Origin of the sequence: Bradyrhizobium sp. SEMIA, from assembly GCF_014844175.1 — a bacterium.
GTDB lineage: Bacteria > Pseudomonadota > Alphaproteobacteria > Rhizobiales > Xanthobacteraceae > Bradyrhizobium > Bradyrhizobium arachidis.
In genome coordinates, this window is the sequence record NZ_CP046601.1 from 4935718 (window position 1) to 4951195 (window position 15478).

Annotated in this window: 9 protein-coding genes and 3 pseudogenes; 10 read left to right on the forward strand and 2 right to left on the reverse strand. The window is 65.6% G+C overall.

Annotated features, from left to right (window positions below):
- The first annotated feature begins 163 nt into the window (after positions 1 to 163).
- Genes FOM02_RS24165 through FOM02_RS24180 form a run of 4 tightly spaced genes read left to right on the forward strand, consistent with a single transcriptional unit; the run spans position 164 to position 3396 of the window.
- Positions 164 to 997 (forward strand): branched-chain amino acid ABC transporter permease, encoded by an 834-nt coding sequence (locus tag FOM02_RS24165; protein WP_231164374.1) that lies wholly within the window; start codon positions 164 to 166, stop codon positions 995 to 997.
- Positions 997 to 1980 (forward strand): branched-chain amino acid ABC transporter permease, encoded by a 984-nt coding sequence (locus FOM02_RS24170; protein ID WP_027558617.1) that lies wholly within the window; start codon positions 997 to 999, stop codon positions 1978 to 1980. Before FOM02_RS24165 ends, FOM02_RS24170 begins: the two co-directional genes overlap by 1 nt.
- Complete coding sequence (locus FOM02_RS24175) at positions 1977 to 2708, forward strand: ABC transporter ATP-binding protein (RefSeq protein ID WP_027558618.1); 732 nt, start codon at positions 1977 to 1979, stop codon at positions 2706 to 2708. The genes FOM02_RS24170 and FOM02_RS24175 overlap by 4 nt, the downstream gene beginning before the upstream one ends.
- The gene (locus FOM02_RS24180; protein WP_027558619.1) at positions 2692 to 3396 is read left to right on the forward strand and encodes an ABC transporter ATP-binding protein; all 705 of its coding nucleotides are present in this window, start codon (positions 2692 to 2694) and stop codon (positions 3394 to 3396) included. Before FOM02_RS24175 ends, FOM02_RS24180 begins: the two co-directional genes overlap by 17 nt.
- Positions 3397 to 3577: 181 nt before the next feature.
- On the opposite strand, the gene FOM02_RS24185 is transcribed toward FOM02_RS24180, so the two are convergent.
- Positions 3578 to 4264: an aldolase gene (locus FOM02_RS24185; protein ID WP_027558620.1), complete on the reverse strand. Its 687-nt coding sequence runs from the start codon at positions 4262 to 4264 to the stop codon at positions 3578 to 3580.
- 102 nt (positions 4265 to 4366) lie between these two features.
- Between FOM02_RS24185 and ltnD the strand changes: the two are divergent.
- The 6 genes and pseudogenes from ltnD to FOM02_RS24215 all read left to right on the forward strand — a co-directional run bounded on the left by ltnD (position 4367) and on the right by FOM02_RS24215 (position 13813).
- Positions 4367 to 5283 (forward strand): annotated as a pseudogene (gene ltnD / locus FOM02_RS24190) (L-threonate dehydrogenase).
- A gap of 11 nt (positions 5284 to 5294) precedes the next feature.
- Positions 5295 to 6076 (forward strand): annotated as a pseudogene (gene otnI, locus FOM02_RS24195) (2-oxo-tetronate isomerase).
- On the forward strand, positions 6073 to 7347 hold the full coding sequence (gene otnK / locus FOM02_RS24200; RefSeq protein WP_027558623.1) for a 3-oxo-tetronate kinase: 1275 nt from the start codon (positions 6073 to 6075) through the stop codon (positions 7345 to 7347). Before otnI ends, otnK begins: the two are co-directional and overlap by 4 nt.
- 165 nt (positions 7348 to 7512) lie before the next feature.
- Positions 7513 to 9204 (forward strand): methyl-accepting chemotaxis protein, encoded by a 1692-nt coding sequence (locus FOM02_RS24205; protein WP_027558624.1) that lies wholly within the window; start codon positions 7513 to 7515, stop codon positions 9202 to 9204.
- A 246-nt stretch (positions 9205 to 9450) separates the two neighbouring features.
- Positions 9451 to 12630: an efflux RND transporter permease subunit gene (locus tag FOM02_RS24210; protein ID WP_027558625.1), complete on the forward strand. Its 3180-nt coding sequence runs from the start codon at positions 9451 to 9453 to the stop codon at positions 12628 to 12630.
- On the forward strand, positions 12617 to 13813 hold the full coding sequence (locus FOM02_RS24215) for an efflux RND transporter periplasmic adaptor subunit (RefSeq protein WP_027558626.1): 1197 nt from the start codon (positions 12617 to 12619) through the stop codon (positions 13811 to 13813). Before FOM02_RS24210 ends, FOM02_RS24215 begins: the two co-directional genes overlap by 14 nt.
- A gap of 123 nt (positions 13814 to 13936) precedes the next feature.
- On the opposite strand, the pseudogene FOM02_RS24220 reads toward FOM02_RS24215, so the two are convergent.
- Positions 13937 to 15449: pseudogene (locus tag FOM02_RS24220) on the reverse strand (acetyl-CoA acetyltransferase).
- Between the last annotated feature and the right edge of the window lie 29 nt (positions 15450 to 15478).

Genomic DNA, 15478 nt, shown 5'->3' on the forward strand with positions numbered 1-15478 from the left:
CCCTCATCCTGAGGAGCGGGCGCAGCCCGCGTCTCGAAGGACGAGGGTGGGCCATCCTTCGAGACGCGCGCCGGGGGCGCGCTCCTCAGGATGAGGTCTGAGTGTGGGGGACGATGCAGTGACAGCCCAAGCCATTATCCAGAGTCTCGCGAGCGGCCTTCTCATGGGCCTGCTCTATGGACTGATCGCGGTCGGCCTCGCGCTGATCTTCGGCCTGATGGACGTCGTGAACTTCGCCCATGGCGAGTTCCTGATGATCGCGATGTATGCGAGCTTCTTCCTGTTCGCGTTCTTCGCCATCGACCCCTTGCTGTCGGCGCCGTTGGTCGCCGCGGCGCTGTTCGTGTTCGGGGCGGTGGTCTACCTCCTGATTGTACGCTTCGCCATGCGGGCCAAGGCCAATGCCGGCATGGTGCAGATCTTCTCGACCTTCGGCCTTGCCATCGTCATGCGCGGCCTCGCGCAGTTCTTCTTCACGCCGGACTATCGCAGCATTCCGCAGTCCTGGCTCGGCGGCAAGACGGTGTCGATCGCCGGCATCTTCCTGCCGGAACCGCAGCTGATCGGCGCGCTGGTGTCGATCGCGGCCTTCGCCGGCCTCTACTTCTTCATCCACCGCACCGATTTCGGCCGCGCACTGGAAGCGACGCGTGAAGATCCCGGCGCGGTCGCGCTGGTCGGCATCGACAAGAACCGGGTGTTTGCGCTCGGCTGGGGCCTCGGCGCCGCGCTGGTCGGCCTCGCCGGCGCGATCATGGCGGTGTTCTTCTACATCTATCCCGACGTCGGTGCATCCTTCGCGCTGATCGCCTATGTCACGGTGGCGCTCGGCGGCTTCGGCAGCGTGTTCGGCGCCTTTGCCGGCGGCATCATCGTCGGCCTGGTCGAGGCCACGACCGCGCTGGTGCTGCCGCCCTCGCTGAAATCGGTCGGCATCTATGCGGTCTATCTGCTCGTCGTCTTCATCCGGCCGCGCGGCCTGTTCGGGTCGATGTGATGGACAAGAATTTTGCCGCGCGGCGCCGCCGCGACCTCATCATCGCCGCGGTGCTGGCAGCCCTCGCCGCGCTCGCGCCGCTGTTCATCAAGGACGTCTACGTCCAGAACATCCTGATCCTGACCCTGATGTATGCGGCGCTGTCGCAGAGCTGGAACATCCTGTCCGGCTATTGCGGTCAGATCTCGCTGGGCCACGCGCTCTATTTCGGCATCGGCGCCTACACCACGGAGCTCTTGTTCACCAAGTTCGGCGTGCTGCCCTGGTTCGGCATGCTCGCGGGCGGCGTGATCGCGGCTGTTATCGCGATGGGGCTCGGCTATCCCTTCTTCCGCCTGCGCGGCCATTACTTTGTGATTGCGACCATCGTCATCGCCGAGATCGGCCTGCTGCTGTTCCAGAACTGGGAGTGGGCGGGCGCCGCGATGGGCATCACCATTCCGGTGCGCGGCGACAGCTGGCTGAAATTCCAGTTCCTGCGCAGCAAGCTGCCGTACTTCTATTTCGCGCTGGCGCTGTGCAGCCTCGCCTGGTTCGTCACCTGGTGGCTGGAAGACTCCAAATGGGGCTTTTGGTGGCGCGCGGTGAAGGACAATCCGGAAGCTGCCGAAAGCCTCGGCGTCGTCGTGTTCAACTCCAAGATGGGGGCGGCTGCGGTCTCGGCTTTCCTCGTCGCCATCGGCGGCGCCTTCTACGCGCAGTTCCTGGCCTATATCGATCCTGAAAGCGTCATGGGCTTCCAGTTCTCGCTGCTGATGGCGCTGCCGGCCGTGCTCGGCGGCATCGGGACCCTCTGGGGTCCGGTGCTTGGCGCCGCCATCCTGATCCCGATGACGGAGCTGACGCGGTCCTATATCGGCGGTTCCGGCCGCGGTGTTGACCTCATCGTCTATGGTGCGTTGATTGTGGCGATCTCGCTGGCCTTGCCGCAGGGACTCGTCAGCCTGTTCTCCCGCGCAAAAGCGAAGGGAGCCACGCGATGACCGCGCTCCTTGAAACCCGCGGCGTCTGGCAGCGGTTCGGCGGCCTCGTCGCCAACAGCGATGTCTCGATCTCGGTCGGGCGCGGTGAGATCGTCGGCCTGATCGGCCCCAACGGCGCCGGCAAGTCGACGCTGTTCAATCTCATCGCCGGCGTGCTGCCGCCGACGCAAGGCTCGATCTGGTTCGACGGCGAGGACGTCACCCACATGCCGGCGGCCGCGCGCTGCCAACGCGGCGTCGGACGCACCTTCCAAGTGGTCAAGAGTTTTGAGACCATGAGCGTCATCGACAACGTCATCGTCGGTGCGCTCGTGCGCAACACCGTGATGCGCGAGGCGCGCCGCAAGGCGCATGAGGTGCTGGAGTTCACCGGTTTGGCTGCGCGCGCCGACGTGCTCGCGAGCGATCTCGTGCCGGCCGAGAAGCGCCGCCTCGAAGTCGCGCGCGCGCTCGCGACCGAACCGAAACTGCTGCTGCTCGACGAGGTCCTCACCGGCCTCACGCCGACCGAGGCGCAGACTGGCGTGGCGCTGGTGCGCAAGGTGCGCGATGCCGGCATCACCGTCTTGATGGTCGAGCATGTCATGGAGATCGTGATGCCGCTGGTCGACCGCGCCATCGTGCTCGACCTCGGCAAGGTGCTGGTCGAGGGCAAGCCCGTCGATGTCGTCCGCGATCCCAAGGTGATCAGCGCATATCTGGGAGATCGTCATGCTCAGCGTGCATGAAGTCACGACCGCCTATCAGGGCCTGGTCGCGATCTCCGCGGTCTCGATCGAGGTCCAGAAGGGCGAGATCGTCTGCGTGGCCGGCGCCAATGGCGCGGGCAAGTCGACGCTGCTGAAATCCATTGCCGGCGCCGAGCGTCCGCGCTCGGGCACGGTGACGTTCGACGGCAAGCGCCTCGACGGCATGGCGCAGCACCACATCACGGCCACCGGCATCGCCTATGTGCCGGAGAACCGCCGCCTGTTCCCGCGCCTGTCGGTGCGCGACAATCTCCGCCTCGGTAGCTACCTCTATCGCGGCGAGGCGAATCGCGAGGGGCCGCTCGACCTGGTCTTCAACCTGTTTCCGCGTCTTTCCGAGCGTCTCGAGCAGCGCGCCGAGACGCTCTCCGGCGGCGAGCAGCAGATGCTCGCCATCGGCCGCGCCCTGATGACGCGTCCGCGGCTGTTGATGCTGGACGAGCCCTCGCAGGGCATCATGCCGAAACTGGTCGACGAGATTTTTCAGGCCGTGAAACGCATCCGCGACGCCGGCATGACCGTTCTGATCGTCGAGCAGCGCATGGCCGAGTGCCTCGAGATCGCCGACCGCGCCTACATCCTGCAAACCGGCCGCGTGCTGATGCAGGGCCCGTCGGCCGAGATCAAGGGCAATCCGGACGTGCGCAAGGCGTATCTGGGGCTGTAGCCGCGGAACGTTGGGCGCGCTGGCGCAACATGTTCGGTGTCATCGCCCGCGAAGGCGGGCGATCCAGTATTCCAGAGACGTCAGAGGAATACGGAGAGGCCGCGGCGTACTGGATTCCCCGCCTTCGCGGGGAATGACAGCGGTGGGGGCGCGGCGTTAACCCGCCCATGACACCACGGCGCTAGTGCTCGTGCCCATGCTCCGGCAGGCTCACCCCGAACACCTTCACCAGATCCTTCACCTGCTCCGGCGACAGATACCGCGGGTTCATCCCCCGCAGCAGCAGGTACAGCTTCGCCGTCTCCTCCAGCTCCTCGGTCGCGAACACCGCCGCTTCCAGCGTGTCGCCCGCGACCACCGGGCCGTGATTGGCGAGCAGCACGGATGAGTATTTTCCCGCCAGGCCCTTGATCGCATCCGCCACCGCGGGATCACCGGGGCGGTAATAGGGCACGAGCGCGGTAGCGCCGCATTTCATCAGGTAATAGGCCGTCATCGGCGGCAGCGCGGCGCGCGGGTCGATCTCGGGTAGCATCGAGAGCGCGACCGAATGGGTGGAGTGCAGATGCACGATCGCGCGTGCGCTGCCGCGCGTGTCGTAGAGCGCGGTGTGCAGCGGAACTTCCTTGGTCGGCGCATCGCCCGATACCAGCCGGCCCTGATCATCCAGCCGGGACAGTTTTGCCGGATCGAGGAAGCCGAGCGAGGCATTGGTCGGGGTCACCAGCCAGCCGCCGCCGTCCAGCCTCACGCTGATATTGCCGGAGGAGCCCGGCGTCAGCCCGCGCTCGAACAGGGACCGTCCGAACCGGCAGATATCCTCACGCAGCCTTGTCTCGTGGCTCGTTTCAGTTCTCATGGCCGTCATGCCCGCTTGTCTCACGCTTTGGCAGCGCGGCCAAGCCGTGTTATTCGGTTGCCAAGTCGCCGCAAAGGGCGGCTATTCGGGAAACGTTCAAGGGTCAGTTGCATGTCTGCCTCCACGTCACAAAATCAGCGCATCGCCGTCATCGGGCTCGGCTCGATGGGATTTGGCATGGCGACCTCGCTGAAGCGCGCCGGCCACACCGTGACCGGCTGCGACGTCTCGGCGGACGCTGTGGCGCGTTTCGTGAAGGACGGCGGCGCGGGCGCTAAGACGCCGGCCGAGGCGGCCAAGGGCGCCGACATCGTCGTCAGCGTGGTCGTCAATGCCGCGCAGACCGAAGCGATCCTGTTCGGCAAGGACGGCGTCGCCGAGACCCTGCCAAAGGACGGCGTCTTCATTTCCTCCGCCACCATGGATCCGGACGTGGCGCGGCGCCTCGCAAAGCAGCTCGAGCGACCGGCCGGCACTATCTGGACGCGCCGATCTCGGGCGGCGCGCAGCGCGCCGCGCAGGGCGAATTGACGATCCTCGCCTCCGGCAGTGCGGCGGCCTTCGCGAAGGCGCGGCCGGCACTCGATGCCATGGCCGCAAAACTCTACGAGCTTGGCGATGCCGCAGGGCAGGGCGCCGCCTTCAAGATGATCAACCAGTTGCTCGCCGGCGTGCACATCGCCGCCGCGTCGGAAGCGATGGCATTCGCGGCCAAGCAGGGCCTCGACATCCGCAAGGTCTACGAGGTGATCACCGCCTCCGCCGGCAATTCCTGGATGTTCGAGAACCGCATGCCGCATGTGCTCGACGGCGATTACACGCCGCGCAGCGCCGTCGAGATTTTCGTGAAGGACCTCGGCATCATCCAGGATATGGCGCGCAGTGCCAGGTTCCCGGTGCCGGTCTCCGCGGCCGCGCTTCAGATGTTCCTGATGACGGCAGCCGCCGGCATGGGCCGCGACGACGACGCCTCGGTGGCGCGCATGTATGCGCAGGTCACCGGCGTCAAGCTTCCCGGCGACAAGTAAGAGGATCTCCAATGCCCCGTTTCGCCGCCAACCTCTCGATGATGTTCACCGAGGTGCCGTTCCTCGACCGCTTCGATGCCGCTGCGCAAGCGGGCTTCACCGCCGTCGAGTTCCTGTTTCCCTACGAGCATCCGGCCGAGGTGGTCGGCGAGCGGCTCAAGCGCAACGGCCTGACCCAGGCGCTGTTCAACCTGCCGCCGGGCGACTGGAATGCCGGCGAGAAGGGCTTTGCCGCGCTCCCTTCGCGCTTCAATGATCTCAAGGCGAGCCTCGAGACGGCGCTGCCTTACGCCAAGCAACCGGCGTCAAGCGCCTGCATTTGATGGCCGGCATCGCCAACCGCGGCGAGCGCGTCGCGATCGAGGCCTTCTACAAATCGGTGGCCTGGGCCGCGGAGTTCTTCGCCCCGCACGGCATCGATATCGTGCTGGAGCCGATCAACTCCCGCAACGTGCCCGGCTATTTCCTCAACGATTTCGGCTTCGCGCGCGACCTGATCCAGGAGTTGAGGCTTCCGAACCTGAGGCTCCAGTTCGACATCTATCACTGCCAGATCATTCATGGCGACGTCACCATGCGACTGCGCGAGATGATGCCGATCATCGGCCATATCCAGATCGCCAGCATCCCATCGCGCAACGAGCCCGACGGCGAGGAGCTGAACTATCCGTTCCTGTTCGAGGAGCTCGACCGGCTCGGCTATCCCGGCTTCGTCGGCTGCGAATACAATCCGCGCGGCAAGACCACGGATGGGCTCGCCTGGTTCAAGCCTTACGCTGGAGTGAAGCCGTGACGCTTTCGCTTGGCTGCATCGCCGACGACTATACCGGCGCCTCCGATCTCGCCAACACGTTGACGCGCGCGGGCCTGCGGACCGTCCAGACCATCGGCATTCCCGCCGACGACCTCGCGCTCCCCGATGTCGATGCCGTCGTGGTGTCGCTGAAGAGCCGCTCGATCGAGGCTGGCCTTGCCGTATCGCGCTCGCGTGCGGCGGAGGCATGGCTGCGGGGCCGCGGCGCGAGCCATGTGCTGTTCAAGATCTGCTCGACCTTCGATTCCACCGATGCCGGCAATATCGGCCCGGTGATGGATGCCTTACGCGCCGATGGCGGCGAGGGCGTCGTGCTGGTGACGCCGGCCTTTCCCGAGACCGGCCGCACCGTCTACCAGGGCAACCTCTTCGTCGGCGCGGTGCCGCTGAACGAGAGCCCGCTGAAGGACCATCCGCTCAACCCCATGCACGATTCCAACCTGGTGCGCGTGCTGGCGCGCCAGAGCCGGACCCAAATCGGCCTCGTCGATCTCGCCACCGTGACGCGCGGCGCGGATGCCGTGCGGGCGCGGCTGGCCGAGCTCGCGGGCAAGGGCATTGGGGCAGCGATCATCGACGCCGTGTTCGACCGTGACCTCGAGACCATCGGCCTCGTCGCCGCCGGACATCGGCTGTCGGTCGGCGCCTCCGGCATCGGCCTTGGGCTGGCGCGGGCGCTGGTGTCGACCGGCAAGGTCAAATCGGCAGCGACGAGCGCAGAGGCCGGTGCCGCGGTCGGCGGACCGGCGGCCTGCCTTGCCGGAAGCTGCTCGCAGGCGACGCTTCGGCAGATCGCGAATGCCGAAAAGGTCATGCCCGTGCTTCATCTCGATCCGGACCGTATTCTTACGGAAGCGGGCGAGGCGCAGCGTGCGCTGGACTGGGCAAGGCCGCGATTGGCCGAAGGTCCGGTGCTGATCGCATCGAGCTCGACACCCGATCAGGTCGCCGCGCTTCAAGCGCGTCACGGCCGCGACGCGGCGGGCCATGCCATCGAGCAGGCGATGGCCGATATCGCCGAAAGCCTTGTTAAATCAGGTGTCCGGCGCTTGGTCGTTGCCGGTGGCGAGACATCCGGCGCGGTCGTTGACCGGTTGAGAATTCCCGGGTTTCTCGTGGGAGTGGAAATCGCCGCGGGCGTTCCGGTGCTGCGCGCGGTCGGTGCTGGCGGCGATATGCTGCTCGCGTTGAAGTCCGGAAATTTCGGCGGCGCGGAGTTTTTCTCCGATGCGCTTAGGCTCATGCGCTGAGCGCAGAGCATTCTTAGCCCCTCGTTCATTTCTTTCGGTTTCCGTACTTGTGCGGAGTCGTAGTTAACCACTGCTCAGTCGCCTTGTTGTTGGATATCGGCGCCGCACCGTTTGGTTGATGACCATTTCCGGACGCGCCGCCGCGCCAACGCAAAGAGACCGCTTATGCTCGCCAAGATTTCCATCCGCGCCAAGATCATCAGTGTCGTGGCGTTCCTGCTGGTCGCGATGGCCGGCATGGGCCTGCTCGCCGTCATGAAGATGCGGTCGATGAACGCCAATACGGTCGACATCACCATGAGCTGGATGCCGAGCGTACGGGTGCTGGGCGATCTGCGTGCCGGCGTGATCACCTACCGCAACGTGATCCGTGAGCACATGTTGTCGGAAACGCTGGAAGAGAAGCTCGCGGCCGAGAAGACGCTTGCGACCGTCGTCGAGTCCAACACCAAGTTCCGCAAGACATATGAGGCGTTGATCACCTCGCCGGAGGAGCGCGCGCTCTACGACCAGTGGTCCAGGTCTTGGGAGGCCTACAAGAAGGGTACCCAGGAAGTCATGGCGCTGTCGCGCCAGGAGGCCGGCAAGATCCCCCACGAGGCGCACGAGCTGAACACCAAGACGGTCAACAAGATCGGGCTCGAGGCTGACTCCATCCTGGCCAAGGATATCGAGCTGAACACCAAGGGCGGCGATCAGGCAGCGCAGGACGCGGGCGACAGTTATGCCTCCGCCTTCATGCTGCTTTCGATCATCCTCGGTGCTGCCGTCATCGTCGGCATCGGCGTCGGTTTCTATCTGGTCCAAGACGTCTCCAGCGGCATCAACTCGATCACCCTGCCGATGCAGGCGCTGGGCAAGGGCGACCTCTCCGCCGAGGTCCCGCATCGCGGCGAGAAGACCGAGATCGGCGCCATGGCCGACGTGCTCCAGATCTTCAAGGAGGCACTGATCGCCAAGAAGGCCGCCGACGAGGCTGCCGCGGCCGATGCCGAAGCCAAGATCGAGCGCGGCCGCCGCGTCGATAACATCACCCGCGAATTCGAATCGATGATCGGCGAGATCGTCCAGACCGTGTCGTCGGCCTCGACCCAGCTAGAGGCCTCCGCTTCGACGCTGACCTCGACTGCCGACCGCTCCCAGCGGCTTGCGACCACGGTTGCCGGAGCTTCGGAGGAAGCCTCGACCAACGTGCAGTCGGTGGCTTCGGCGACCGAGGAGATGGCCTCGTCGGTCGGCGAGATCAGCCGTCAGGTGCAGGAATCGGCGCGGATGGCGGGCGATGCCGTCGGCCAGGCCCGCGCCACCACCGAGCGCGTCAGCGAGCTCTCCAAGGCGGCGTCCCGCATCGGCGACGTCGTCGAGCTGATCAACACCATCGCCGGCCAGACCAACCTCCTGGCGCTCAACGCCACGATCGAGGCGGCGCGCGCGGGTGAAGCCGGCCGCGGCTTCGCCGTGGTGGCGTCCGAAGTGAAGGCGCTGGCCGAGCAGACCGCGAAGGCGACCGGCGAGATCGGCCAGCAGATCTCCGGCATCCAGGCGGCGACCAACGACTCGGTCGGCGCGATCAAGGAGATCTCCTCGACCATCGAGCGCCTCTCGGAGATTTCGTCGGCGATCGCGGCTGCGGTGGAAGAGCAGGGCGCCGCGACCCAGGAGATCGCCCGCAACGTGCAGCAGGCGGCGCAGGGCACCCAGCAGGTTTCGTCGAACATTACCGACGTGCAGCGCGGCGCCACCGAGACCGGCACGGCCTCCTCGCAGGTGCTGTCGGCGGCGCAGATGCTGTCCAACGATTCGAGCCGGCTCAAGACCGAGGTCAGCAAATTCCTGACCAACGTCCGCGCTGCCTGAGGCGCGAGGCCGTGGAAATCGTGGAAGCGGCGCCCGCGGGCGCCGCTTTTTTACGTCGGGGTAAGCCGTTTCGATCTTCTTCCGGGCGAGCGCTGCATATCTGGAATGCGATTTCGCTGTGCGATAGCAGGGAAGTGACCGCCTCGTAACGCGCCGTGGTTAGCCATTTCGGCGGTGTTCAGGTAAATCAGCGCTAGGAACCGTAGGGGCGTGTTCCCGTGTCCCCTGATTTGGAATTACCTGAGAATGATTGCTCTGGTCCGTATTGCCCTGAGCCGACCCTACACGTTTGTCGTGCTCGCGCTCCTGCTGCTCATCATCGGGCCGCTGGCGGCGCTGCGGACGCCGACCGACATCTTCCCTGATATCCGCATCCCCGTGATCGGTGTGGTCTGGCAGTACACCGGCCTGCCGCCCGACCAGATGTCCGGCCGCATCACGACGCCGTTCCAGCGCGCGCTGACGACGACGGTCAACGACATCGAGCACATCACCGCCAACTCCTATAACGGCTTCGGCATCATCAAGATCTTCTTCCAGCCGAACGTCGACATCCGCACCGCCAACGCGCAAGTCACCGCGATCTCGCAGACGCTGCTCAAGCAGATGCCGCCGGGCGCGACGCCGCCCCTGATCCTGAACTATTCCGCCTCGACCGTGCCGATCATCCAGGTGGCGCTGTCGGGCGAGGGCCTCACCGAGCAGAACCTTGCCGACATCGGCATCAACCAGCTCCGCACGCCGCTGGTCACCGTGCCGGGCGCGGCGATCCCCTATCCGTTCGGCGGCAAGCAGCGCCAGGTCCAGATCGACCTCGATCCCACCGCGCTCCAGGCCCGCGGCCTGTCCGGCCAGGACGTCGCCAATGCGCTCGCAGCCCAGAACCTGATCACGCCGGTCGGCACCCAGAAGATCGGCCAGTTCGAGTACAACATCCAGCTCAACAACTCGCCGCTGAAGATCGACGAGCTCGGCAATCTGCCGATCCGCACCGTCAACGGTGCGATGGTCTATGTCCGCGATGTCGCGACCGTGCGCGACGGCAATCCGCCGCAGACCAACATCGTCCATGTCGACGGCAACCGCTCCGTGCTGATGATGGTGCTGAAGGCGGGCGCGACCTCGACGCTCGACATCATCGCCGGCATCAAGCAGAAGGTGATCGAAGTCAAGGATCAGCTGCCGGATGCGCTGAAGATCGGCTTCATCGGCGACCAGTCGGTGTTTGTCCGCGGCGCGATCGAGGGCGTCGCCTTCGAAGGCGTGATCGCCGCGCTGCTCACCAGCGTCATGATCCTGTTGTTCCTCGGCAGCTGGCGCTCGACCATCATCATCGCGGTGTCGATCCCACTCTCCGTTCTCGGCGCCATCATCATGCTGTCGGCGATCGGCGAGACGCTGAACATCATGACGCTCGGCGGCCTTGCGCTCGCGGTCGGCATCCTCGTCGACGACGCCACCGTGACCATCGAGAACATCAACTACCATCTGGAGCAGGGCAAGCCGGTCGAGCAGTCGATCCTCGACGGCGCCAACCAGATCGTGACGCCGGCCTTCGTCTCGCTGCTCTGCATCTGCATCGTGTTCGTGCCGATGTTCTTCCTCACCGGCGTCGCGCGCTTCCTGTTCGTGCCGATGGCGGAAGCGGTGATGTTCGCGATGATCTGGTCGTTCATCCTGTCGCGCACGCTGGTGCCGACCATGGCGAACTACCTCCTGCAGGCGCATGTCCATCATGAGGGCGAGCCGCCGAAATCGCGCAATCCGTTCGTCTGGTTTCAGCGTGGTTTCGAGAAACGGTTCGAGCGCATTCGCGGCGGCTATCATGATTTCCTTGGCCTTGCGCTGGCGCACCGCGCGGTGTTCGTGATCGGCTTCCTCTGCGTGGTCGGGGCCTCCTTCGCGCTGGTGCCGTTCCTCGGCCGCAACTTCTTCCCGGCCGTCGATGCCGGCAACATCCTGATGCATGTTCGCACGCAAGTGGGCACCCGCGTCGAGGAGACCGCCAACCAGCTCGCCGACGTGCAGAAGGCGGTGCGCAAGCTGATCCCTGGCGAGATCGAGACCATGACCGACAACATCGGCATGCCGATCTCCGGCATCAACATGACCTACAACAACACCGGCGTGATCGGCCCGCAGGACGGCGACATCCAGATCAAGCTCAAGGAAGGCCACAAGCCGACCGAGGAGCACGTGAAGATTCTGCGCGAGCAGCTGCCGCGGCTGTTCCCCGGCGTCAGCTTTGCGTTCCTGCCCGCCGACATCGTCAGCCAGATCCTGAATTTCGGCGCGCCGGCACCGATCGACCTGCAGATCCGCGGCGCCAACATCAACGCCAACTTCGCCTATGCCAACAACCTGCTGGCCAAGGTCCGCAAAATCCCGGGCGTTGCCGACGCGCGCATCCAGCAATCGCCGAACAATCCGACCTTCAACATCGACGTCGACCGCACCCGCGCGCAATATGTCGGCCTGACCGAGCGCGACGTCACCAACAGCCTCGTGGTCAATCTCGCCGGCTCCTCGCAGGTCGCGCCGACCTACTACCTCAACCCCGACAACGGCGTGTCCTATTCGATCGTGATGCAGACGCCGCAATATCAGATCGACTCGCTCAGCGCGCTGCAGACGCTGCCGATCACGGCAGCAGGCAATTCGCAGTCGCCGATCCTCGGCGGCATCGCCGACATCAAGCGCTCGACCTCGAGCGCGGTGGTGTCGCAATACGACATCCAGTCGATGGTGCAGATCTTCGCGACGACCTCGGGTCGCGATCTCGGCGCGGTCGCCGCCGACATCCGCAAGGTGATCGCCGACACCGCCAAGGACGTGCCGAAGGGCTCGTCCGTGGTGCTGCTAGGCCAGGTGCAGACCATGAACAGCGCCTTCACCGGCCTGTTGTTCGGCCTGTTAGGTGCCGTCGTGCTGATCTACTTCCTGATCGTCGTGAACTTCCAGTCCTGGTCCGATCCGTTTGTGATCATCACCGCGCTGCCGGCCGCGCTCGCCGGCATCGTCTGGATGCTGTTCATGACGGAGACAACGCTGTCGGTGCCGGCGCTCACAGGCGCGATCATGTGCATGGGCGTTGCCACCGCCAACAGCGTGCTGGTGATCTCTTTTGCTCGCGAGCGCTACGAGGAGCTCGGCGATCCCGTCGCGGCCGCGCGCGAAGCAGGCTTCGTCCGGTTCCGCCCGGTGCTGATGACCGCGCTGGCCATGATCATCGGCATGGCGCCGATGGCCTTAGGCCTGGGCGAGGGCGGCGAGCAGAATGCGCCACTTGGCCGCGCCGTGATCGGCGGCCTGATCTTTGCAACTTTCGCCACGCTGATGTTTGTTCCCGTGGTGTTCAGTATGGTAAACAAGAAACAAGGCGCCAAAGCCGCCGCCTCATCGGAGACCCCGCATGTCGCCCACTGAACCTCGCTCCCCGGTGTCGCACCGGAAACTGGGCATCTTCGGCGTGGTGGCGCTGATCGCGGCAGGCCTCGCCGTCGGCACCGGCATCCGGGCCCGCGAGGAGCAGGGCTCCAAGCTGAAGGAATGGACCGACGACCAGGCCGTCCCCAGCGTTGCAGTGACCCTGCCCAACGCCAAGTCCCTCAATGCGACCATCGATCTGCCAGGCCGGCTGGAGGCCTATTACCGCGCTCCGATCTTTGCCCGTGTCCAAGGTTATCTGAAGAGCTGGAGCGCCGACATCGGCGCCCGCGTCAAGGCAGGGCAGGTGATCGCCGAGATCGAGGCGCCGGACCTCGACCAGCAACTGCTCCAGGCCCGCGCCGACCTCGCCAGCCAGCAGGCCAGCGCCAGGCTGTCGGAGGCGACGCTGAACCGGCGCAAGACGTTGGTCGCTTCCAACTTCGTCTCCGCGCAGGAGATCGACGAGCGTACCGCCGACCTCTCCAACAAGAACGCCGCGGTCAAGTCGGGCCAGGCCAATGTCGAGCGGCTCGAAGCGCTCGCCGGCTACAAGAAGATCACGGTGCCGTTCGACGGCGTGGTGACCTCGCGCGACACCGACGTCGGCGCGCTGATCAATGCCGGTGGCGGCTCGGGTCCGGCGATGTTCGTGGTGTCCGACATCACCAAGCTGCGCGTCTATGTCAACGTGCCCCAGAACTACGTGCCGGCGATCAAGATCGGCGCCAAGGCCACCATCGCGCTGCCGGAGTATCCGAACCGGACCTTCCAGGCGACGGTGGAAGCCTCATCCCAAGCGGTTGATGTTGCTTCGGGCACCACGCGCATGCAGCTCGGCCTCGACAACTCCTCCGGCGAACTGATGCCCGGCGGCTATGCCAGCGTGAAGCTGAACCTGCAGCGCGACACTGCGCCGCTCAGCATCCCCGCCAGCGCCCTGATCTTCAACGGCAGCGGATTGCGGGTTGCGACCGTCGGCGCGGACGACAAGGTGCTGTTCAAAACCGTGACCATCGCCCGCGACCTCGGCCGCGAGATCGAGCTCGCCTCGGGCATTGCCCCTGATGACCGCGTCATCACCGCTCCGCCGGACGGCCTCTCCGACGGCGATGCGGTGCGGGTCGTGGGCGCCGGCGGCAAGCCGGCCACGGCGTCGGAGAAGCAGCAGCCGAAGAGCTGAGGCGGTCTCGTGCCCCGGACGCCAGTCTCGTAGGGTGGGCAAAGCGAAGCGTGCCCACCATCTTATGTGATCCGGAAAGAATGGTGGGCACGGCGCAGAGCGCCTTTGCCCGCCCTACAAGACCTACGCCACCCGCCACTCCGGCACGCCATCCGCGGCTATCGTGATTTCGCCAATCGAACCCACCGGCGTGCGATCCATGTTCAGCAGATGGGTCAGCGTCGCGCTATCGCCCGCCGGAATCCGCGCCAAGGTGCGTCGGTCGTCTTCCGTCCGCAGCATCACCACGCCGTGCTCGACCTCGCCGCCACGGCCGTAGAGCACCGTAAAGCTCTCGACCTTGCCCTTGCCTGAGGCCTCCGTCACGAACTCCGGCACCGCGCGCTTGTTGCGATCGGCTTCGCCTTGCACGCTCGTCTCCTGCGCCAGCGCCTCGCGCGGCGGCGCCTTCGACACCACCAGCGCGTGGTGCTTGGTGACGAAGCCACCCTGGCCATAGAGCAGGCCGAGACTGGCGCCATCGCGCACCCGCCGCACCATCGCGCAGGCGGCATGCGTCATATAGGTGTTGAGCGGCGCGCCGAAGAAGGTGAGGCCACCGGTCACGGTCGGCTGGACGTCGTCGGAAAGACCCAGCGTCCGCCGCGCCATCTTGGGCACGCAGGGGAAGCAGCTGTAGAGCTCGATCGCGTCGAACTTCTTGCCGTCGCCGCCGGCGAGGTCCATCACGCTCCTGAGCACCGCATTCTGCGGATGGCTCTCGTAAAACTGGTCGCGCAAGAGATAGTCGCGCGGTTCTTCCGCGGAGGCGCCGCCGAGCGGATAGACCAGCTTGTCTTCCGCGACGCCTGCCGCGCGCGCCTGGCAAGGCTGGTGAGCAGCAGCGCACCGCCCATGTTGACACTGGGATTGGCCACCATGAGCTTGTTGTAGGGCCACGCGATCAGGCGGTTGTCCGCGGTCGGCGTCGTGATCTCCTCAGGCGCATAGCGCCGCTTCAGCCAGGCATTGGGGTTTTGCGCGGCCGCTTCCGAATAGCGCGACCACAGCGTGCCTGACTCCGCCATCGCCTCGCGCGGCGTCTGGCCCCAATGCGCGGAGGAGGCGGCCTCATAGAACGGATAGACCGTGACGGGCCGGAACACGCCGAGCTTCACCGCTAGCGGCTTCTGGAACGCCGCGCCGCGCTTGGGCTCCTCGACGTCATGCGCAAACGGCGTCATGGTAGCTTTGCGCCCGCGCGCTCGGCCTTGGTCGCGGTCGACTGCGCCTCCGCGCCGCACACCGCCGCCACGGTGCATTCGCCGCGCGCGATGCGCTTGGCCGCCTCGTGGATGTAACGGATCGGGCTCTCGCCGCCGACCGGGCCGTAATAGCAATGCGCCGGCGAGACGCCGAGGCGCTGCGCCAGCAGCTTTTCCGGATCGCGATAGCGCCAGCTCAAGAAATTGACGACGTCGAGCGACTGCACCTCACCGAGCAGCCTTGCGCCGGCATCAGTTTCTGCGCGTCGCAATGCCTGTTCGAGGAGATCGAGCGGCTCGAGGCCTTCGGTTATTTCTTTCGGGCGGTCGACGATCTCGCCGATGCCGACGATGACGGGGATGCGCTCTTCGGGAGTAAGGGAATTGGTCATTTCTTCTTGCTTTACGTTTCGGATCTTGG